Source organism: Pseudidiomarina sp., from assembly GCF_048268165.1.
GTDB lineage: Bacteria > Pseudomonadota > Gammaproteobacteria > Enterobacterales > Alteromonadaceae > Pseudidiomarina.
Window position 1 is genome coordinate 206492 of sequence record NZ_JBLWWA010000004.1, and the last position, 20650, is coordinate 227141.

The 20650-nt window shown below is 46.7% G+C and carries 18 protein-coding genes, 1 tRNA gene and 1 pseudogene; 11 read left to right on the forward strand and 9 right to left on the reverse strand.

All coding sequences use genetic code 11. The features are described from left to right. Positions 1–404 precede the first annotated feature (404 nt). The gene (locus ACN0UY_RS10720; protein ID WP_417666984.1) at positions 405–1019 is read right to left on the reverse strand and encodes a hypothetical protein; all 615 of its coding nucleotides are present in this window, start codon (positions 1017–1019) and stop codon (positions 405–407) included. 208 nt (positions 1020–1227) lie between these two features. Further along, positions 1228–1779 carry a hypothetical protein gene (locus tag ACN0UY_RS10725; RefSeq protein WP_417666986.1) on the reverse strand — a complete coding sequence of 184 codons (552 nt, stop codon included), beginning with the start codon at positions 1777–1779 and terminating at the stop codon, positions 1228–1230. 236 nt (positions 1780–2015) lie between these two features. On the opposite strand from ACN0UY_RS10725, the gene ACN0UY_RS10730 reads away from it, so the two are divergent. Both ACN0UY_RS10730 and ACN0UY_RS10735 read left to right on the forward strand, forming a co-directional pair. Beyond that, entirely contained in the window at positions 2016–2945 is a 930-nt protein-coding gene (locus ACN0UY_RS10730) for a hypothetical protein (protein WP_417666987.1), read from the forward strand. 94 nt (positions 2946–3039) lie between these two features. Then, positions 3040–3153 (forward strand): annotated as a pseudogene (locus ACN0UY_RS10735) (tyrosine-type recombinase/integrase); the annotation flags it as partial. A gap of 118 nt (positions 3154–3271) precedes the next feature. Here the strand turns inward: ACN0UY_RS10735 and ACN0UY_RS10740 are convergent. The 4 genes from ACN0UY_RS10740 to ACN0UY_RS10755 all read right to left on the reverse strand — a co-directional run bounded on the left by ACN0UY_RS10740 (position 3272) and on the right by ACN0UY_RS10755 (position 7418). Then, positions 3272–3347, reverse strand: a tRNA-Phe gene (locus ACN0UY_RS10740). Between the two features lie 105 nt (positions 3348–3452). Further along, entirely contained in the window at positions 3453–5360 is a 1908-nt protein-coding gene (gene speA / locus ACN0UY_RS10745; protein WP_417666989.1) for a biosynthetic arginine decarboxylase, read from the reverse strand. 1 nt (position 5361) lies between these two features. Beyond that, on the reverse strand, positions 5362–6297 hold the full coding sequence (speB, locus tag ACN0UY_RS10750; RefSeq protein WP_417666991.1) for an agmatinase: 936 nt from the start codon (positions 6295–6297) through the stop codon (positions 5362–5364). A gap of 95 nt (positions 6298–6392) precedes the next feature. Next, positions 6393–7418 carry an ATP-dependent 6-phosphofructokinase gene (locus ACN0UY_RS10755; protein WP_417666993.1) on the reverse strand — a complete coding sequence of 342 codons (1026 nt, stop codon included), beginning with the start codon at positions 7416–7418 and terminating at the stop codon, positions 6393–6395. Between the two features lie 68 nt (positions 7419–7486). Here ACN0UY_RS10755 and ACN0UY_RS10760 point away from each other — a divergent pair, with 68 nt between their 5' ends. After that, positions 7487–8557, forward strand: a complete 1071-nt coding sequence (locus tag ACN0UY_RS10760; protein WP_417666995.1) for an Ldh family oxidoreductase — start codon at positions 7487–7489, stop codon at positions 8555–8557. On the opposite strand, the gene pdxH is transcribed toward ACN0UY_RS10760, so the two are convergent. Then, complete coding sequence (gene pdxH / locus ACN0UY_RS10765; RefSeq protein ID WP_417666997.1) at positions 8554–9192, reverse strand: pyridoxamine 5'-phosphate oxidase; 639 nt, start codon at positions 9190–9192, stop codon at positions 8554–8556. The genes ACN0UY_RS10760 and pdxH overlap by 4 nt on opposite strands. Positions 9193–9213: 21 nt before the next feature. Then, on the reverse strand, positions 9214–10893 hold the full coding sequence (locus ACN0UY_RS10770) for an amidohydrolase (RefSeq protein ID WP_417666999.1): 1680 nt from the start codon (positions 10891–10893) through the stop codon (positions 9214–9216). Positions 10894–11082: 189 nt separating this feature from the next. On the opposite strand from ACN0UY_RS10770, the gene ACN0UY_RS10775 reads away from it, so the two are divergent. The 4 genes from ACN0UY_RS10775 (at position 11083) to glnB (ending at position 14291) form a co-directional block, all read left to right on the forward strand. Further along, complete coding sequence (locus tag ACN0UY_RS10775; RefSeq protein WP_128353129.1) at positions 11083–11709, forward strand: LuxR C-terminal-related transcriptional regulator; 627 nt, start codon at positions 11083–11085, stop codon at positions 11707–11709. Beyond that, positions 11710–12231 carry a DUF1285 domain-containing protein gene (locus ACN0UY_RS10780; protein ID WP_417667001.1) on the forward strand — a complete coding sequence of 174 codons (522 nt, stop codon included), beginning with the start codon at positions 11710–11712 and terminating at the stop codon, positions 12229–12231. Positions 12232–12310: 79 nt separating this feature from the next. Next, positions 12311–13966, forward strand: coding sequence for an NAD+ synthase (locus ACN0UY_RS10785; RefSeq protein ID WP_417667003.1), 1656 nt, complete (start codon positions 12311–12313; stop codon positions 13964–13966). After that, positions 13953–14291, forward strand: coding sequence for a nitrogen regulatory protein P-II (gene glnB, locus ACN0UY_RS10790; RefSeq protein ID WP_128353126.1), 339 nt, complete (start codon positions 13953–13955; stop codon positions 14289–14291). The genes ACN0UY_RS10785 and glnB overlap by 14 nt, the downstream gene beginning before the upstream one ends. A 45-nt stretch (positions 14292–14336) precedes the next feature. Here glnB and ACN0UY_RS10795 read toward each other — a convergent pair whose 3' ends face one another. Beyond that, positions 14337–15098, reverse strand: coding sequence for an outer membrane protein assembly factor BamD (locus ACN0UY_RS10795; RefSeq protein WP_417667004.1), 762 nt, complete (start codon positions 15096–15098; stop codon positions 14337–14339). A 120-nt stretch (positions 15099–15218) separates the two neighbouring features. Here ACN0UY_RS10795 and rluD point away from each other — a divergent pair, with 120 nt between their 5' ends. The 4 genes from rluD to pssA all read left to right on the forward strand — a co-directional run bounded on the left by rluD (position 15219) and on the right by pssA (position 20487). Beyond that, positions 15219–16187 carry a 23S rRNA pseudouridine(1911/1915/1917) synthase RluD gene (rluD, locus tag ACN0UY_RS10800; RefSeq protein WP_417667006.1) on the forward strand — a complete coding sequence of 323 codons (969 nt, stop codon included), beginning with the start codon at positions 15219–15221 and terminating at the stop codon, positions 16185–16187. Between the two features lie 3 nt (positions 16188–16190). Beyond that, positions 16191–16886 carry a peptidoglycan editing factor PgeF gene (pgeF, locus tag ACN0UY_RS10805; RefSeq protein ID WP_417667008.1) on the forward strand — a complete coding sequence of 232 codons (696 nt, stop codon included), beginning with the start codon at positions 16191–16193 and terminating at the stop codon, positions 16884–16886. Positions 16887–16963: 77 nt separating this feature from the next. Beyond that, a complete protein-coding gene (clpB, locus tag ACN0UY_RS10810; protein WP_417667010.1) occupies positions 16964–19537 on the forward strand; it encodes an ATP-dependent chaperone ClpB in 2574 nt (857 codons plus the stop codon). A gap of 101 nt (positions 19538–19638) precedes the next feature. Beyond that, positions 19639–20487 (forward strand): CDP-diacylglycerol--serine O-phosphatidyltransferase, encoded by an 849-nt coding sequence (gene pssA, locus ACN0UY_RS10815; protein ID WP_417667012.1) that lies wholly within the window; start codon positions 19639–19641, stop codon positions 20485–20487. Positions 20488–20650 lie beyond the last annotated feature (163 nt).

Here is a 20650-nt window from a genome sequence, read left to right on the forward strand (position 1 = left end):
AATCATAAAATCAATTTTGTATCCGTTTTTCTGTTTTGGTTTGTTAAAAAAAGCGAGCGCAAACTCTAGCAAGGATTCGAAAGCCAGCCTAACAATTGTGCTTTTGTGGGGTACGCTGTTTATATTTGTATATGTGGCTGGATTGTTGCAAGGGGATTGGAAGTATCTAGCATTCGCTACTTTCCTTCCTTTACTGGGCATCAATTACCTATTCAAGCGAGCTAGCGCCTAAAAGCCTTCTGTACGGTTTTATTTCAATATTCTTTACTAACGAACGGTGCCAAGAGGCGGAATCAAGCCACGACACGGTGATTTTCACTTTCACGGTCAAATTGACACATTAAAAGTGAAACTAATAGTTATATAAAAAGAAATCTCTAAAGTAGTAAAACTAAACAGATGCTCTAGAAATTAAAGCGAGTACTCATGATCGCATTCATGTAGCTTCCACAAAATATGAGATCTTCTGACCATTCGTCCTTATATGCTGCGTCTAGGCAAATGGGCATAACTCCGATACAGGACTGTGCGTATCTTGCCCGCTCACGTTCTTCACGAGTCATTTTCAAAGTCGCAACGCAATAATGTACATTTTTACTAAGAGACGTGAGGAAGAATTCGATATCCGAGTCTGAAGTAACACTGTAGGAGGCTAGCTTTATAATCCAGTCACTTTTTGCATTCTCAATGAGTTCATTAGTTTCCCTGTTGTAAGTGGATTCTGTGAAAAACGCTGAATAAATTACGTTAGATGTTTTAAGACAAGAGACTGATACATCAGAGTTTACGGGGAATTCAACTTCTTCTTTGAGTTTGCAGTGGTCTAATACTCGACGTCTCAACTCTTTGTCGCTCTCCAAATTAGTTAGAAATTTTTCCGTGTGTCCTTCGTCCTCTGATGGTTCAAATAAAGCCGCACAACTTTTAAACAGTAGGATGACCACCGACCAAAAGATAATAATCGAAGCTGCAGAGCCTAAAAAATTTATGATCTTAGGTTTTGAAATATACTTGTCCATGTCATTTGTCCTAATGTGCTGGCCAAGTCTAGTTTGCCACTACATAGCGGGGTTAATAAAGCTGTATATTTAAATGGAGAATGATACTGAACAGAAAATGCGTCGCTGCGACATTGATGGTTCAATTTTCACGGTCAGATTGGCATATTTATGGGGGGGCGGTACAAAATCGGCACAGGCTGAACTAAGTGTAAATCACGTTTTCGTTTTAATTTCGAACAATTACAAAACCTTTGCTGTCCTCATCGTAACCATCAGTGTAACAATTGTGCTCTCGGCAATAATTTTCAATATGATTCTGTATTTGCAGCATCAATGGTTTTACAACAATTACGTGAGCTTCGATTTTCTTTAATGCTATCTGCAGGGCTTTAAGTTGCTTACTAGAGTTACGACCAAGTTCTGCTTGGAGTTCTTCATCTTCTAATGTATTTTTCTGAATAACCAAACAGTAGCTTGATGTCATTTTTACGCCTGAGTCTTCAGTATAACTAATAGAAAAGTTGGTTGGTTTAACGTCATGTTGACTGTAATGCCATTTGGCAGGCTGGTGGTGGACTATATTTCTTAATACAAGGGTAAAATCGATTAACGGACTTCCTATTAAGATTCCTTTTGCTTTTGAGTCGTTATCCGTAAGACTGTGCAGTGTATTTAAGAAAGCCTTGAATAATATCCACTGCTGATCAAAATCATAGCTTTGACCAAAGAGTTTTAAAATGTGACGCATTTCTCGCATGCATGTTTCTGTGTTAGTCATATTATCACCTGCGTTAATTAATCTCGATATCAGGCTTCTGTCGGTCGTAGCTACGGAGCGTCTTGAATTGAACCGACACTCGTATCCCGCAAAACCAAAAATCAATAACAGATTCTATTTGTCAGTGTACTATCATCTGGTTGTAAAGCGTTAGATTGTGTTTCTATAAACGGATTTGAATCAACCACTAAACCTAAAGTCGTTGATTATCAATCAAAAGACTAATAGGAAAAATTATGTCGTTTTGGGATTTCTTTACACGTAAAAATAAAACTAGCTTCGAAAATCGATCAAGATCAGCCATCGCTTCTAAGTCGAAAAATCTTCTTTCAAGAGCCAAAGAAGCGAAGCAGTGCGCACTTGAGGCCTTAGAAGAAGGAAATCATGATGAGGCATGGAGAAAATTTCATGAGCAGAAGCGGCTTTTTGCGCAGCTGGGTATTGAGAATGGTTCCAAGATATTGGAATCTCTAGCGCTAGACTCCAGTGTGCATGAGCATTTAGCCAAAGTCTTAAGAGTAGAGAGCAAGCACGAACAAGCATTAATGAATATTACTTATTTTTTGCTGGCTTCAGGAAAGCGTGATCCGAAGTTGATTGCGAACATACTTGCCCCGTATATAGAAAATTCTGAGTCAGTCACAGTAGAGCTTTCTGAAGCTGTAGATGATATTTGCAGTTACGATAAAGTTCCTGATATTAAAGCTGCACAACAAATTATTTCCGCTTGGAGTGTGCCGACGTCTGAGCCATGGTTACAGGCTGCTAGTGACCGAAATAAAACGAGCGGAGATATATTAATTGACGCTTTAGTAAAAGCGGGTCGAGAAGATGAACGGCATGACTTAAACCTCGTAGAAAAATTCAAGCATGATATTGCGGTAATGAAACGTTGTTGTGCTGCAGAGTTACGCATGATGGAAAGGACCGAGCATCTCGCTGCGCCATCATATTTTCTTCGCGTTGCTATTCTCTCGAATAAAGCAAAAGATTATGAATCAGAGATTGAATACTGTGAGGCATACATTCTTGCTGTTGAGCGTCATTATAAGAAGTATGGCACTGAATATCGTTATGATGTTCGTGAAGGTCCGACTTATAAGGCAATGGTGGCCAGACTGCCAAAAGCGGCGGATAAACTAAGGAAAAGTAGAAAAAATTCATGAATGGAGTACGAAAAGTGTTTTAAATAATATGTAATTTCGACTCTTATCACTGCTCGATTGTGATTGTTGAAGCCAAACAGAGGACCCACCTTGGCACGATTTACGCCATACGTGGGCGAGTTGGCATGCTCAAAGAGGAACAAGTCTTCAAGAGCTGCAAGAACTCGGCGGTTGGGCATCTTATGAAATGGTTTTGCGCTACGCTCATTTGGCAGGACAGCATTTGAAAGCGGTTGCATCGAATGTTGATGGCACAATTGGTACAAATTTGGCACAAAGCCAGAAAAAGAAAAGCCCCGCTATTTCTAGCGAGGCCTTATCAATAATGGTGCCCAGAGGCGGAATCGAACCACCGACACGGGGATTTTCAATCCCCTGCTCTACCGACTGAGCTATCTGGGCGTCGGGGCGTATTAAACGAGTTTTTCGGGTCTGAGTCAACCGCTTTTTTGATGAAATTCGGTGAATTCAGACCGTTTGCTCAGGAAATACCCAATTTGTTGATTTTTACACCTTCAAGTAGGTTGTACCCGCTAAACACTTCTCGTAATAGTCAGTCCAGCGTACGCCTTCACGCGGAGCAATGTGTCCCTTACGCACTTCGCGGTCAATCGACTTCTTGACTGTTTTGGCCATGTAATCGGTGTTGTACTGCATGGTTTCAAGCACTTTCTCTGCTGCAGTACCCGGAACCACTTCTTCAATGTAAAAGTCGCCTGGTTCGTCGTCATGGCAGTAAATATGAACTTCGGTTAACCGACCAAACAGATTGTGCATGTCGCCCATAACGTCTTGATACGCGCCGGTAAGGAACATACCTACGTGGTAGTTTTCGCCTTTGCGTAATGTGTGCATGGGGATGTTGTCGCTGATTTCGGTGCCTTCAATATATTTGCTCAGCTTGCCGTCGCTATCACAGGTGATATCCACAATTGAGCAACGCACTTCAGGCTTCTCGTCCAGGCGGCTAATGGGCACAATTGGCAATACCTGACCAATCGCCCAGGTGTCTGCAGCAGACTGGAAAATAGAGAAATTGCACAAGTATTGGCTGGCGAGCATATCTTCTAATTCTTCCAGCTCTTGAAAGACGAAGCTCTCGCGATCAAGCGATTGATGGATTTCTGTCAAAATGCGCCAATACATGGTGTCGAGCTTGGCCATTTCGTCTAAAGACAAAATACCCAGTTTGAATGCTTCATACGCGCTCTGCTTGAAACTTGCAGCGTCGTTATAGCGTTCTTGCGGGTGCATTTCGGTTGAGTTAACCAGCTCGCGCATGTTGCTGACAAGAATGTGCTCGTCGGCGATTGGGCTGATGTCGAATTGGGCACCGGTATTTTTAATCTCACCAACAATATTGGTCACCACACAACTGTGGTGTGCGGTAATGGCGCGGCCGCTTTCACTGACCAGGTTCGGGTGGGGGACTTCTTCGAGATCACAGATCTGCTTCACCCCGTAAACCACGTCAGCAACGTATTCTTCAGTTGAGTAATTACGCGATGAATCGGTGGTTGAGCTGGTTCCGTCGTAATCGATACCTAAACCACCACCAATATCTAAATACTCTAATGGCACGCCAATTTGAATCAATTTTGCATAAAGCCGTGCGCCTTCTGAAACCGCTTCTTTTACTTTGCGGATATCAGACATTTGGCTGCCGATATGAAAGTGCAATAATTTTGCACAGTGCAGCATGTCTTCTTTTTTCAAAAGCTCAACAATGTTTAATATTTCGGTAATGCTTAAGCCGAATTTCGCACGATCACCGCTTGAGCCTGCCCATTTGCCGGAGCTACGCACCATCATTTTGCTGCGCAAACCAATCATTGGCTCAACGCCAAGTTTTTTGGCTAACGGGATGAGCATTTCCAGCTCACTGAATTTCTCAATAACGATAATCATTTTACGGCGTAGCTGACGACCAAGTAGGGCGAGCGTCAGGTAGTCTTCGTCCTTGTAGCCGTTCAAAACGGTTAATGCATTCGGGTTTTCGTTATACGCAAGCACCGCCATAAGCTCTGGTTTGGAACCAGCTTCCAGGCCGTAGTCGTAAGGTTCACCGGCGTCGATGATTTCCTCGACCACTTCGCGCATTTGATTCACTTTAATGGGAAATACGCCAACATAACGTGCGTTGTAATCCGCATCCTCAATTGTCTTAGCGAATGTCTCATTTAAGATTTCAACTTGTGAGCGCAAAATATCGTGAAAACGGATAACCGCAGGCAGTTGAATTCCTTCAGCAAGAATTTCATCAACCACTTCTTTCATATCGATGTTTACGTCAGGCAGGCGATGATTGGGAGCAATTTGGATGCTGCCATTGTTACCAATTGAAAAATAACCTGCGCCCCAACGCTTTACGCCATAAAGTTCTTCGGCATCGTCGATTGTCCAGTTCTGCGCCATATCAGCGAGCCCCTTTTTCGTTCAAGATAATAAGTAATTCGCGCACAATTTTTGCGGCAAACACGTCAGAATTTCCGGTTGGATCAATTTCTGGTGATAACTCAACAACATCAGCGCCAACAAGATTTTTCTGTCGCAAAATTTTCATTAAGCTCACGTATGAATGAAAATCTTCGCCACCGGGCTCTGGCGTGCCAGTACCAGGCAGAAATGCTGGGTCAAAATAGTCAAGGTCGAGCGTCAGATAGATTGGACGGTCGGCTGGAATCGCCATCACGCTGTCCAAAAACTCTTTACGCGACTTACGCACGGTGCCGTGCTCATTCATAAACCGATATTCGTCACGGGTACCAGAGCGAATGCCGTACTGAATGAGTTCATGCCCCGGGCCAAAATGGTCAAGCGCACGACGAATAATTGATGCATGTGAGTAGTGGTAACCGAGAAAGCCATCACGCAAGTCGGCGTGTGCATCAAGGTGAAGTAGCACTAACTCAGGGTATTGCTGCAAGTATTTGCGAATTGGCGCGTAAGAAATTGAATGCTCGCCACCCAAGGTGAGCACCCGAATGTTGTCGGCTTCCAAGTTGATTGGGCCGAATACCTGTTCAAATTGATCGGTAGCATGTTGCCACTGCGCTTCCACATCATCACTTGAGCCAAGTGACAAGTTACCTAAATCATAAAACGGATGATCAAACAGATCGGCATCTAAGTAGGGCGAATAACTTTCGATGTCTTCTGACACGGAACGCAAGCCGTCGGGCCCGTTGCGGGTTCCTTTACGAAAGCATGCGGTGCCATCAAAACCAAACCCAATTATATGGGTGCCATTGGCATATAAAGCTGCATCGGTTTGTGCCCCAAAAAACTCGCGTACTGGGGTGTCCGTTTTCACTTCTAACGAAGTGATTTGTTTAGGTTGTTGCTGACTCAAGGTGATTCACCTCCGCTGGTTCAACAGTGATTTAATTGGCGTGCTTAAAAAGGGGGCTATTATCGTTGTAATTGCGCCAAATTGCCACACTCTGATTAACTACGAGAAGGCTTTTTTACTGGATTAAAAATCTCATGCTGAATGCGCAATAAATTCTCATCAAGCGGGTTCTTTTTGGTCCATGTGTCAATGAGTGGCACAGCAACCAACTGACCGGCTTTCAGCCCGGTCATTACCGCGGTTTCACCTTTTAAAATAAGCTCGACAGCATGCACGCCAAGTTCTGAGGCGAGCACTCGGTCGGATGCCGTTGGCGGGCCACCGCGTTGAATGTGGCCAAGTAAGCACGGTCGGCATGGCATGTCGTATTCGGCTTCCAGCTGTTCAGAGAGCGCGACAGCGCCGCCAGGCCATTGGTGCTCACTAAGGACCATAACGTAGCTGCCAGGGCCACGCACTGCTTCAACACGCTTGATGTGTTTCACCAATGCCGCCACCGTCAGCGGCTTATCTTTTTGCAGTTCGGGTAGAATCATGCGCTCAGCACCGGAGGCCATGGCGCTCATCAAACCGATGAAGCCAGCATGACGGCCCATGACTTCAACAATGAAAACGCGGTCCATTGCATCGGCGGTATCGCGAATTTTATCGAGGGCGTCCATTGCAATTGCAACAGCAGTTGAATAACCGATGGTTGCGTCAGTACCAAAAACGTCGTTATCGATGGTGCCCGGCACCCCAATAATTTGTCCAGACCAATAATTACTTAAGTGGTGGGCACCGCGAAATGAACCGTCACCGCCAATCACAATTAACGCATTGATATTGAGGCTGTTTAGGTTATCCGCTGCCAGCTTTGCGCTGTCTTCTTCTTTAAAACGCGGGCAGCGTGCACTTTTGATGATGGTGCCCGAATATTGCAGCACATGGGCCACGTCAGGTGCTTGCAGGGGAATATGCTCGTTGTTTAACAGGCCTTCGTAGCCGTGTCGAAACGCAATCACTTCCATGCCGTAATGTTCTGCAGCTAGTACGACAGCGCGCAGCGCTGCATTCATTCCTGGTGCGTCACCACCGCTGGTGAGTACGCCAATCCGTTGTGCTGTTGAAGTTTCAGACACCTCTATACTCCTCTTTACTATTGTCTGATAAGCTTATCGAACTTACCCTAATTTACAACGTACACAACATGACCGTGCAGAAAAATATTCAAGTTGAAGCAAATTCGATGCGCCAGTGGGCTCAAGCCTGCTTAGAAAAAGCCGGTGCGGAACCCAAATTAGCGCAGGCTATGGCGGAAAAGCTTCTGGCAGCTGATCTTATGGGGTTTCGAACCCATGGGTTAATGCGGTTGCGTTATAACCTCAATTGTTTAGCGGACGGCAGTTCGCGTCGCACCGGCCAGTATCACGTGCTGAAACAACGTGCGGCAGTGCAATTATGGGACGCTGACTTGGTATCCGGTTTGTACGTGGTGCCAGAAGCGATAACGGCTGCAATCGCTATGGCGAAAGAATGCGGCACCGGTACGGTGGTTATTAAGCGTGCACAGCATGTTGCGGCGCTAGCGGTTTACCTTGAACAAGCAACGCGTGCGGGCATGCTGATTCAAATCATGTGCGCAACGCCAGGTCAGCAAGCTGTTGCACCTTATGGTGCAAAATCGGCGTGGTTTTCGCCGAATCCGTTCGCGATTGGTGCGCCCACTCAGCAATTACCGATATTGCTTGATATTAGTTTGTCGATGACGGCTGCAGGCAAAGTACGAAAAGCCATTGCTGAGCAAAAGCCGTTGCCGTATCCGGCACTGATCACGGCTGCCGGCGACTATACGTCCGATGCCACAACATTTTTGGCCGACCCTGCTAGTGTGCTTGCCCCTCTGGGTGGCGAAGACCTCGGCTATAAAGGCTCGGGCTTATGTTTGTTCAGTGAATTATGGACGCTTGCGTTAAGCCAGCTAGGGCGTCATCAAGAACAGCCGGGTTTAGATGCCAACACGGTGTGGATTCAGGTGGTTGATCCGAGTGCTTTTGGTGATGCAGATGCATTTAAGGCACAAGCGCAAGCACTGGTTGACGGCATGCACCAAGCCATACCCATTGATGCCAATAAACCGGTTCGGATACCGGGCGAAGGTGCGTTAGCTACGCGTGAGCGGCAACTGCAATCCGGAGTGGACTATACGCCAGAGCTGTGGCGGCAATTAAAAAAGGTTGCTGACAGTATGCAGCAACCTTTACCGGACGTTCTAGATTAAGGCTGTAAGCGTTCGATTAACCAGCTTTCATGCTGCTTGGTAAAGGTGAATCGGTCGTGCAGTCGATAGCGACCGCCTTGCCAAAATTCAAAACGCTCAGGCGCAACCAAGTAACCACCCCAAGTATCAGGCATGGGCACTTGTTGGTCTTTATATTGTTCGGTGAGCGCATGATAACGCTGTTCTAATTCATCACGAGAAGCAATGGTATGACTTTGCGCTGAAGTCAACGCACCAAGTTGGCTTTCGCGAGGGCGGCTATAAAAATAAGCTTCGCTTTCGGCCCGTGCTATTTTGCGCGCAAAACCTTCAATACGAATCTGCTGTTCGAGTGCAAGCCACGCAAAATGCATAGCCACGCGGCTGTTTCCAGCAATATCATGGCCTTTTTGGCTGTCGTAATTGGTGTAAAACACGAAACCATCAGCCTGAATATCTTTCAGCAGTACGATACGTTGGTGCGGTTGACCATCCGCACCAACGGTTGCCAAAGTGAACGCTGTAGGGTCCGTCTGTGACGGATGATCTTTTGCCGCTTGAAACCAGTTCGCAAATTGCTGCATAGGTGCTTCAGCGAGCGACTCACGCGTTAGTTTGCCTTGGGCATAATCACGACGAACACTTTTTAAGTCCATACTGCGTCCACTTCCTTTCAATTAATTAGCGCTATATTCACGCTCACCTGCAACATAGGTGGCGTTTACATTGTTCTGCCATAGTATAGCGGCATCACGCGCAAAGGGATCATGATCTAACACAATGAAATCCGCCCACTTGCCTGGCTCAATGCTACCTAAAACCTGCTCTTGGCCAGCGGCATAGGCCGCATCAAGGGTAAAGGCACGCAGTGCTTGCTCAAGCGTTAAGCTTTCATGCGCGTACCAGCCACCTTGCGGTTGATTGTCACGATCTTGACGGGTTACTGCAGCGTGTAAGCCAAAAAATGGGTCTGCAAGTTCAACCGGGAAGTCAGAACCAGCCGCAATAATGGTGCCTTGTTCAGCGAATGTTTGCCAAGCGTAGGCGCCTTTCATACGTGCCTTACCTAAACGGTCTTCCGCCATATTCTTATCGCTGGTTGCATGCGTTGGTTGCATGGAAGCAATAATATTTAACTCTTTGAAACGCGGAATATCTTCGGGGTGAACAATTTGCGCGTGCTCAATACGATGGCGCAGGCTACGGCCGCCGATGGTGTTATAGGCACGCTCCATTTCGTCTAGAACAACGCGGTTCGCGCGGTCGCCAATAGCATGCGTATTGATTTGAAAGCCATGCGGAATAATCAATTCATAGAGTTCACGAATGCGTTCTTGCGACGTGACCATCAGCCCATGTTGACCAGGCGCATCATGGTAAGAGGCAAGTAGCGCTGCACCACGGCTACCTAAGGCACCGTCACCGTAAATTTTGACGCTGCGTACCGATAACTTGTCGTCATCTGTCACATAGGGGCCAGCCGCTAACAATTCAGCCAGTGTTGGCTCGGTGGCCGACAGCATTGCATAGATGCGAATAGGGAGTGCTTCGTCGTTTGCTAATTCTTTGTAGACTTGCAGGTTGGTTGCATCAACACCCGCATCATGCACGCCGGTGATACCGCGCGCTAACAGGTGTTCAAATGCCACTTTTAAGGCTTGTTCTTGCTGCTCGGCAGTCGGGGTTGGAATAACCCGTTCAACTAAGCCCATGGCGTTATCAATCAATACGCCGGTAGGCTGGCCTTGTTGATCGCGAATGATGTCGCCGCCATCAGGACTTACTGTGTTTGCGGTGATGCCTGCAAGTTCCAGTGCTTTACTATTTGCCCATGCGGCGTGGCCATCTACGCGCGTTAGGTAAATAGGGCGCTCAGCATCTACTTCGTCCAGTGTTTGTGCTTGAGGAAATTGGCGAACGTCCCAGTTTTCTTGATTCCAGCCGCGACCCAGTACCCAAGGCGCTGACGGATTTTTACGGGCGAAATCAGCCACTGTTGCCGCCGCATTGCTTTCTGAGGTGGCATTGCGTAAATCAGCCAACATCAGGTTTTGGCCTAAGCCCAGCACGTGACCGTGTGCATCGGTAATCCCCGGCAGTACAAACTTGCCTTTCAAATCAACCCGTTGGTCAGCCAGTTGCTTACCATAGGTTGCTTCAAGATCAGCAAGTGTGCCTACCGCTGCTACCTTGCCATCGCGAATCAGCATGGCATTAAACTTGACGAGTACCGCCTCGGCACCCGGCTTTCCGGTTAGCGTGTAACCGTTAAAATTGTGGAATAACGTGGTTTGCGAAAACGCAGCACCCGTATATAACATTATTAGAACAAATGTGATTAAACGTAAAATTCTCATAAAGTTCTCTTTTTGACTGAATTTTATGCCCTGTAGAACGTTCCTAGTTTTACAAAGCGTTTAGAGTGCGTCGCAAAAAATTCACTTTTTTACACTTTTTTACAATTTGGTAACACCAAACCTTCAAACATTCGTTAAAGCGTGTACAATACGCTAATTGTTAGGGACATTTAAAGCGCGTGGACATTCATGAAAATACTAATTATCGACTCGCAATTTTTCGTACGTGCTGGCCTCATTCAAGTACTAACAAGTTTCTCAGATGAGCTGGCAATCTACGAAGCCCCAAGTTTTGATATCGCGCAAGAATACCTGCGCCACCAAAGCGACTATAACTTAATTTTCCTCGATATGGACATTCCAGATGCGGAGATTCGCCCAACCTTGCAAACACTGAAGAAAATGGCGCCTAGCTCGCACATCGTTTTGTTCAGCTGGCCACGGCCGTTGTCAGAAGTTCGCCAAGCATTGAGCAATGGTGTTCGTAGTTATCTGCCCAAAGATGCGAGCGCTGAAGAAGCGAAGCAAGCTATTCGTATTCTGCTGCAAAACGATCGGTATTTACCAGAGGAGTCGCGTTTAAACGACACGATAAATCGACAAGGGAGTGCTGAGCACTTTTTGTCACCCCGCCAACTGGAAATTATGCAGTTACTGGCGCAAGGTTTGTCGAACAAAGAAATTGCGACAATTCTGGGAATTACTGAAGGGACAATTCGGGTTCATTTGTCGGCAATTTTTAAAGCAATTAAAGTATCAAACCGTACGGAAGCAACCTTGTGGTACTTACTGCGTCAGAAACGTTTGGTGAGTTAAATGAAGTTGGAGCAATTGCTGGAATCGATAGAGCAAGGCCGGCATGCTCCCACAGAACGGTGGAATCCGCCTTATTGTGGTGAGCTGCCAATACACATTGACGCTGACGGTAATTGGTTTTATCAAGGTTCGCTGATTAAGCGCCAAGCCTTGGTTAAATTATTCGCCAGCGTTTTGGTGTATGAAGACAACACTTTCTACCTGGTTACCCCCGCCGAGAAAGTTAAAATAACGGTTGCTGATGCGCCTTTCATTGTCACCACGTGGCAAAATGTGCCCAATGCAGAGCCACCGGTTATTCAGCTGACAACCAACATTGAGCAGCAATTTGCCCTTTCAGAACAACACCCATTAATCATTAGATCCGGCCAGCTGTACGTTGATTGCGGGCGTAACTTATGGGCAAAGGTGCATCGTAATGTGGTGTATCAATGGGCCGAAATAGCCAGGTCACGCACGCAACAGGGGCGTGAAATTTATTCCATCGAGAGTGCCGGAAAGCAATTTGATTTAAACGCGTAATGAGTCGCTTTATTTGCGCGAAACAAGGCGCTGCTCTATCATACGCAACCTAATATTCGTCAAGCCTGAGAGCCAATTCATGAAGCCAATCACGGTAACGCTTGCCCAACTCGATTTCACGGTGGGTGCTATCAAACGTAATACTGATTTAATCGTAGCTACGTTGGCGCAGTATCAAGACAGTGACCTTGTCGTTTTTCCTGAACTTGCGATAACAGGCTATCCACCTGAAGACTTGCTGTTTCGCGATGACTTGGAAGCGTTAGTTGACCAAGCCCTGAAAGAAATAGCCGCTGCAGCGGAACACAACTTGGCGGTAGTTGGCCATCCTCAGCGGGTGGGCAACGAGCTTTATAATAGTGTTTCGGTATTGCATCGGGGCCAATGTTTGGCGCGTTACCATAAGCAACGGCTGCCACAATACGGCGTGTTTGATGAGCAGCGTTATTTTATTCCAGGCCATGATACCGGTGTATTTAACTGGCAAGGCCATCGCATTGGCTTACTGATTTGTGAAGACCTATGGCATGCAGAGCCGCTCAGCCAGTTGCGCACGGAAGGTGTTGATTTAATTTTAACGCTGAACGCATCCCCTTATGAAGTTGATAAACATCAACAACGTATGCACATTATGCAACAACGCATCAGCGAAGCGCACATTCCAATTATTTACGTGAACAATTGTGGTGGCCAAGACGAATTAGTTTTCGATGGGCATTCGTTGGTGATGAATGCAAACGGCGATTTAGTGGCTGAATTACCCCACTGCCAACCATCATGCGCAAGCGTTCGCTGTGATAGCCATGGCATTACGTTACTCGACCAAGATATTAAACCCCACGCCCATGATCGTCTTGCAGAAATCTACCAAGCACTGGTGCTGGCGGTTAAAGATTACGTCGGTAAAAACGGGTTTAAAGGCGTTACATTGGGCCTTTCAGGCGGTATCGATTCAGCGCTGACCATGGCGATTGCAGTGGACGCGTTAGGCGCAGATAAAGTGCACGCGATTATGATGCCATTTCGCTATACCTCGCAAATGAGTCAAGATGATGCTGCTGAGCAAGCGCGCACCATGGGTGTCAAATACGATGTGGTGGCAATTGAACCTATCTATGATGCTTTCATGCAGCAGCTTGGGCCTTTATTTGTGGGAACAAGTGCAGATACCACCGAAGAAAACCTGCAGGCACGCGCACGCGGAACGCTATTAATGGCTGTTTCAAATAAAACCCATTCGTTAGTGCTTACCACCGGCAATAAAAGTGAGTTGGCGGTTGGCTACTGCACACTTTATGGCGATATGAATGGCGGCTTTGCACCCATTAAAGATGTACCGAAAACCTTGGTGTTTGCATTGGCGCGTTATCGCAACCAAGCGGCTGAGGTTATTCCAGAGCGTGTTATTACCAGACCGCCATCGGCCGAGTTAGCGCCTGATCAAAAAGATGAAGACAGTTTGCCAGCCTACGACGTGTTGGACAAAATACTCACGCTTTATGTGGAGCAAGACTGGTCGCCAAGTGCGATAATCGATTGTGGTTTCGATGAAGCTGAAGTCTTGCGTGTTGTGCGCTTGGTTGATATTAATGAATACAAACGTCGGCAAGGCGCAATTGGGCCTAAGATTACTTCGCGTAACTTTGGTAAAGACCGCCGCTACCCAATAACCAGTCACTTTCGTTATGAATTAGAACGGCAGGTGCAAGCTCGGAGTTCTCATGAAAAAAATTGAAGCGATTATCAAGCCATTCAAGCTAGATGACGTGCGTGAAGCACTTTCTGAAATTGGTATCGCGGGCATGACAGTTGCTGAGGTTAAAGGCTTTGGGCGTCAAAAGGGTCATACCGAACTGTATCGCGGTGCGGAATATATGGTCGACTTTCTGCCGAAAGTGAAACTGGAAATTGTTGTCTCAGACGACCAAGTTGAGCAGTGCATTGATACTATTTTGGAAACCGCACAGACGGGTAAAATTGGTGACGGTAAAATATTTGTCACCAATGTTGAGCGTGTTATTCGAATTCGTACTGGGGAAGAAAACGAAGACGCGGTTTAACAACCGCGCCTTTTTAATCAATTCTTTTTAATCAATTCTTGTTAATCAATTAAAGCGCGATAAGTAATCGCTTTGCGGGTAGTTGTGTTTCAAGGTGGCAACTGCGTCAGCACGCAATTCCACTAAACCTAAACTGTCGTAAGCTTCAGCCATAACCGCTAGCGCGTGTTCAGCTTCAGGCGTATCAGCAAAATTTTCTAACACATACTTGCCGCGATTGGCTGCTGCCAAAAATGCTTCGCGCTTCATGTAATATTGTGCGACCGCTAATTCGTGACGCGCAAGTCGACTCTTAATGCCAATCATTCGTTGGCGTGCATCCGCGGCGTACTTGCTGTCAGGGAAACGACGTACAAGTTCAGCGTAATCATCAAAGGCCTCGCGTGCTTTAGTTGGGTCACGGTCAGAACGATCTACACCGACCAAATCTTGAAACAAGTTCTCTGAGGCACGTTCGTTCGTGAGACCACGCATGTATAAGGCGTAGTCGATAGATTGGTGGTTCGGGTTGAGTCGCGTGAAGCGATCGACTGAGGCGAGCGCTTTATCAATATCACCTGTTTTATAGTAGGCATAAATCAGGTCAAGTTGGATTTGGTGAGTAAACGGACCAAACGGGAAACGGGTATTCAGCGCTTCAAGCACCTGCAAGGCACTTGTGAAATTACCGTTTTGCAATGCTTGTTGAGCACGGGCATAACCTGCTTCTACATCGGTTAACCGGTTAACATCAGTTTCGTCTGGTGAGCTTGAGCAAGCGCTCAATGTCAATGCTGCGATGCAGGCTAAGATTATACGAAATTTCATAGTTTGTTTTTTTAATCTCTGTTGATTTAACTTTGGTGCAGCGCCCCAAACAGGTACACTATACATATTCACGCATTCTAGCGCAGCGTTGGCTGCTTTCACAGGTCCGAATACGAATTTATGAGCGAACAGATTTTATTAACTGGAAACGTCCCCCTTTCTGCCAACGGTAAGCGCTTGGACCAAGCACTTGCTGAGATGTTCCCTGACTACTCACGTTCTCGGTTAAAAACTTGGATCACCGACGGACACGTTCGTATCGAAGGCAATGTTGTTGACAGACCGCGCGAGAAAGTACTGACAGGAATGGCCATCGAAGTCGATGCCGAATTAATTGAAGAGCGACGCTTCGAAGCGCAGCCCATGGACTTGAATATCGTTTATGAAGACGACGACATTTTAGTCATCAATAAGCCTGCTGGCTTAGTTGTGCATCCCGGCGCGGGAACACCCGATGGTACATTGTTAAATGCGCTGTTGCATCACTTTCCGGCTATTGATCAAGTTCCTCGCGCGGGAATCATTCACCGTTTGGATAAAGACACCACGGGTTTGATGGTGGTAGCGAAGACTGTGCCTGCGCAAACCCATCTTGTTGCGGCAATGCAGGAACGCCAAATCACCCGTGAGTACGAGGCGGTTTGTAATGGCCCAATGACTGCAGGTGGCATGATCGACGAGCCAATTGCGCGTCATCCAACGCAGCGTACGCATATGGCGGTTGTTGCACTTGGCAAACCAGCCGTGACTCATTTTCGTGTGGCAGAGCGTTTTCGTGCGCATACGCTGTTGCGGTTAAGGCTGGAAACCGGACGAACCCACCAAATTCGTGTGCACATGGCGCATTTGCGTCATCCTTTAGTTGGCGACTTTACCTATGGTGGTCGGCCACGCCCGCCGCAGAAAGCGAGTGCTGAACTATTGGAAACCTTACGCAATTTTCGCCGTCAGGCATTGCATGCCGCGCGACTTTCGTTGCATCACCCAATTACCGGCGAATGGATGAGTTGGGAAGCTCCAACACCTGACGACATGGTGAATTTAATTGCAGCATTGCGTTTAGATCGCCAGGAACATCCGGTCGACTAAACCATGTTAATGCTTGATTGGACATTACCACCAGGCATTCATGCTGCAATTTCTACGGTCGCACAACCAGGCAATGTGGCAGCTCATGTAGGTGCCGATCCGGCCGCCGTCATTAAAAATCGATGCGTGTTACAGCGTGAGGCACAGTTACCCTGTGCGCCGCGCTGGTTGGCACAAATTCACAGCAACCAGGTTGTGAATTTTTCTGAAGCGCGTCCGACAGTTAAAGCCGACGCCATTTACTCAAACCAACCTCAATCTGTCTGTGCGGTGTTAACCGCCGACTGTTTACCTATTTTATTGTGCAGCGATAACGGCAACGAAATCGCAGCAGTTCATGCCGGTTGGCGCGGTTTAGCCAATGGCGTAATTGAAAATACCTTGCGCCAATTCCAATGCCCCCCACAACAGATTCAGGCTTTTATCGGTCCCGCTATTTCTGTTGCTGCTTTTGAAGTCGGCGATGACTTACGGGCAGCATTTGCCGAATTAAATCTGGTTGATTTATCGACGTTCCGTCCCCACAAAGCGGGCAAGTGGTTTGCTGATCTCCCGTTGTTAGCTGAACGCACTCTTCAGGCTCATGGTTGCTTGCATATTAAGCAAAGCGGCTGGTGCACCTATAACGATTCGCGTTGGTATTCCTATCGCCGCGATGCTCATTGTGGCCGCTTTGCATCAATAATTTGGAAAAATTAGCACGTTTGTGCTTGAAATTGGTTAATTAATACCCACATAGATAATCAGGATATAACTGATATTTTTAGAGGGTAATCATGCGATTCGATAAACTAACCAACAAATTTCAAATGGCGATTGCTGACGCACAGTCATTAGCGTTGGGTCGCGACCATCAATTTATTGAGCCACTACATATTATGCAGGCGCTATTGACGCAAGACGGCGGTTCTTTACGTCCGATGATGACGCTTTTGCAAGTTGATCAAAACAGCTTGCGCACACAACTTAATGCCGCACTAGAGAAACTCCCGCAGGTTGAAGGCACTGGGGGCGATGTTCAAGTGTCTGCGGCCTCAAGCAGTCTGTTAAATCTCTGCGATAAATATGCGCAAAAGCGTAATGACCAGTTCATTTCGTCTGAACTATTTGTGCTTGCGGCAACAGAAGACAAAGGCGCACTGGGCGAAATATTAAAGAAACTTGGTGTAACACGTGAAAAAGTGGAGAAAGCAATTGAGAAAGTGCGAGGTGGTGACGCTGTGAGCGATCAAAATGCTGAAGATCAACGCCAAGCATTAACTAAATATACCGTTGACCTGACCGAGCGTGCTGAGCGCGGTAAGTTAGATCCGGTTATTGGTCGAGATGATGAGATTCGTCGCACCATCCAAGTGTTGCAGCGTCGTACTAAGAACAATCCGGTGTTAATTGGTGAGCCTGGTGTTGGTAAAACAGCCATTGTTGAAGGGCTGGCGCAGCGTATCGTTAATGGTGAAGTGCCAGAGGGGCTGAAACATAAACGCGTGTTGTCGCTTGACCTAGGCGCTTTGTTAGCTGGCGCTAAATACCGCGGTGAGTTTGAAGAGCGGTTGAAAGCGGTATTGAATGAATTAGGTAAAGAAGAAGGGCGCATCATTCTCTTTATTGATGAGCTGCATACCATGGTCGGCGCGGGTAAAGCGGATGGCGCAATGGATGCGGGCAATATGCTTAAGCCTGCACTTGCGCGTGGCGAGCTGCACTGCGTGGGCGCAACCACATTAAATGAGTACCGCCAATTTATCGAAAAAGATGCGGCACTTGAGCGTCGCTTTCAAAAGGTACTTGTTGATGAACCTTCAGTTGAAGATACCATTGCGATATTGCGTGGCCTGAAGGAACGCTATGAGGTGCACCATTCGGTGCAGATTACCGACCCTGCTATTGTTGCGGCGGCTTCATTGTCGCATCGGTACATCAGCGACCGCCAGTTGCCCGATAAGGCAATCGACCTTATTGATGAGGCGGCCTCGAGCATTCGTATGCAGATTGATTCGAAGCCTGAAGATTTAGATCGCTTAGAGCGTCGTATTATCCAACTGCAACTTGAACAAAAAGCATTGCAGAAGGAAAAAGATGAAGCGAGTAAAAAACGTTTAGAACTGCTTGAGGGGGAGTTAGACGATCAGCAACGTAAATATGCGGAGCTCGAAGAAGTCTGGTTGTCTGAAAAAGCGGTCGTTCAGGGTGAACAGCACATAAAAGCACAGCTTGAAGAAGCCAAAACGGAGCTTGATATTGCGCGTCGAGCAAGTGACCTGAACCGCATGTCAGAACTTCAGTACGGCCGTATTCCTGAATTGGAGCGGCAGTTGAAAGCGGCTTCTGAGGTGGACGAAGAAGGCATGTCGCTACTTAAGAATAAAGTCACTGAAGAGCAAATTGCTGACGTACTATCGCGTTGGACAGGCATTCCTGTAAGTAAAATGCTTGAAGGTGAGCGTGATAAGTTACTCAAAATGGAAGAGAATTTGCACCAACGCGTTGTTGGACAAGATGAAGCTGTTACCTCGGTGGCGAATGCAATTCGTCGCTCACGAGCAGGTTTGTCTGATCCGCAACGGCCGATAGGCTCGTTTTTGTTCTTGGGCCCAACCGGTGTTGGTAAAACGGAATTATGTAAGGCGCTTGCGCATTTCATGTTTGACACTGACGATGCCATGGTGCGCATCGATATGTCTGAATTCATGGAACGGCATGCGGTATCGCGTCTGGTTGGTGCGCCTCCTGGCTATGTCGGTTATGAAGAGGGGGGCTACCTGACGGAAGCTGTTCGTCGACGTCCTTATTCAGTGATTCTATTAGACGAAATAGAAAAAGCGCATCCAGATGTATTTAATATTCTGTTGCAGGTACTTGATGATGGGCGTTTAACAGATGGACAAGGACGGACTGTCGATTTTCGGAATACCGTAATCATCATGACGTCGAATCTGGGTTCAGATGTCATTCAAGAGAAAGCTCATGAGCAAACTTATGAAGAAATGAAAGCTGAAGTGATGGGCATTCTGTCGCATCATTTCCGGCCTGAATTCTTGAATCGTGTTGATGAAACGGTGGTGTTCCACCCATTAGCGAAGGATCATATTAAGCACATTGCGCAAATTCAGTTACAACGTTTGTACCAACGCTTAGCTGAACGTGATTACTCGATTGAGCTGAGTGATGCTGCTTTAGCTCACTTAGCCGAGGCTGGGTTTGATCCGGTGTTTGGAGCGCGCCCATTGAAACGGGCGATTCAACAAGAGCTCGAAAACCCATTAGCACAGCAAATCCTATCAGGAAAGCTGCTGCCTAAAACAGCAATCAAGGTTGATTACCAAGACAATAACTTGGTGATTTCCCAGTAAGCGGCACAATGTAATAGCCGGGCTAAGCACAAGTTCGGCTATTTATTGCAATGAATAAGCTATGCTATGCTGTGCGGCCACCATTATAAGGGAACCAAACTATGCCGAATAAAACTGAACAGTCATTAACCACAGCAAAGAGTCGTGGAATTTTCCTGTTGCCAAACCTGTTGACAACAGCGGGACTGTTTTCAGGCTTTTTTGCCATCGTTGCGTCGATGAATAATATGTTTGAATCGGCTGCTGTTGCTATTTTTATAGCCATGGTATTCGACGGCCTTGATGGGCGCGTTGCGCGTATGACAAACACCGAAAGCGAATTCGGTGCTGAATACGACAGCATGGCGGACATTGTGTCATTTGGTATGGCACCTGCATTGGTCATGTATAACTGGGCGCTTGGTGATCTTGGCAAGCTCGGTTGGTTGGCTGCCTTCATTTTTGTTGCCGGTGGTGCATTGCGGTTGGCCCGATTTAATACCAACCATGGCACATCCGATAAACGTTATTTCCAAGGCTTAGCCATTCCGAGTGCGGCAGCGATAGTCGCCGGGTTTGTTTGGGTTGGCAATAAATACGAAATTGATCCAAGCAACGTAAGTTATTTTGCAGCGTTTCTAACCATCGCTGCAGGTTTGTTGATGGTAAGTAACTTCCGTTATCACTCGTTTAAAGATGTCGATTGGCGTGGACGCGTATCGTTCATTGCCATCCTTGCGATTGTATTAGCGTTCGTGATTGTTGCTACCGAACCTTCATTGGTGTTGTTTTCTATTTTCTTCTTGTACGCGATTTCTGGTCCAATCACGACCTTCCGTACAATAAAGAACATTAAACTTGAACATGTGGTTGGTGATACTGATTGTGAAGAAGGTGATTCTGTAACGAAAAGCCAACAAGAAACATCAGAAAAAGTCCAAAAATCGGACGATAAAAAGACATCCGATTAAAAAGCCAGCAAACGATTCAGTTTTGATGAAAAAGATCTTGCGCAGTTGGCGGCGATCCTTATAATTCGCCGCCGTTGTCACCAAGTGATGACGCCGGTTCAGAAGGTGATGAAAATCACAAAAAAAGATCCAAAAGGATCTTGACCTGACCAAGGGATGGCGT

Excerpts from the sequence above, each read along its gene's own strand:
- ACN0UY_RS10720 (WP_417666984.1), bottom strand. The coding sequence starts at position 1,019 with ATGGACAAGTATATTTCAAAACCTAAGATCATAAATTTTTTAGGCTCT.
- ACN0UY_RS10725 (WP_417666986.1), bottom strand. The coding sequence starts at position 1,779 with ATGACTAACACAGAAACATGCATGCGAGAAATGCGTCACATTTTAAAA.
- ACN0UY_RS10730 (WP_417666987.1), top strand. The coding sequence starts at position 2,016 with ATGTCGTTTTGGGATTTCTTTACACGTAAAAATAAAACTAGCTTCGAA.
- speA (WP_417666989.1), bottom strand. The coding sequence starts at position 5,360 with ATGGCGCAGAACTGGACAATCGACGATGCCGAAGAACTTTATGGCGTA.
- ACN0UY_RS10760 (WP_417666995.1), top strand. The coding sequence starts at position 7,487 with ATGACCGTGCAGAAAAATATTCAAGTTGAAGCAAATTCGATGCGCCAG.
- pdxH (WP_417666997.1), bottom strand. The coding sequence starts at position 9,192 with ATGGACTTAAAAAGTGTTCGTCGTGATTATGCCCAAGGCAAACTAACG.
- ACN0UY_RS10770 (WP_417666999.1), bottom strand. The coding sequence starts at position 10,893 with ATGAGAATTTTACGTTTAATCACATTTGTTCTAATAATGTTATATACG.
- ACN0UY_RS10775 (WP_128353129.1), top strand. The coding sequence starts at position 11,083 with ATGAAAATACTAATTATCGACTCGCAATTTTTCGTACGTGCTGGCCTC.
- ACN0UY_RS10780 (WP_417667001.1), top strand. The coding sequence starts at position 11,710 with ATGAAGTTGGAGCAATTGCTGGAATCGATAGAGCAAGGCCGGCATGCT.
- ACN0UY_RS10785 (WP_417667003.1), top strand. The coding sequence starts at position 12,311 with ATGAAGCCAATCACGGTAACGCTTGCCCAACTCGATTTCACGGTGGGT.
- glnB (WP_128353126.1), top strand. The coding sequence starts at position 13,953 with ATGAAAAAAATTGAAGCGATTATCAAGCCATTCAAGCTAGATGACGTG.
- ACN0UY_RS10795 (WP_417667004.1), bottom strand. The coding sequence starts at position 15,098 with ATGAAATTTCGTATAATCTTAGCCTGCATCGCAGCATTGACATTGAGC.
- rluD (WP_417667006.1), top strand. The coding sequence starts at position 15,219 with ATGAGCGAACAGATTTTATTAACTGGAAACGTCCCCCTTTCTGCCAAC.
- pgeF (WP_417667008.1), top strand. The coding sequence starts at position 16,191 with ATGTTAATGCTTGATTGGACATTACCACCAGGCATTCATGCTGCAATT.
- clpB (WP_417667010.1), top strand. The coding sequence starts at position 16,964 with ATGCGATTCGATAAACTAACCAACAAATTTCAAATGGCGATTGCTGAC.
- pssA (WP_417667012.1), top strand. The coding sequence starts at position 19,639 with ATGCCGAATAAAACTGAACAGTCATTAACCACAGCAAAGAGTCGTGGA.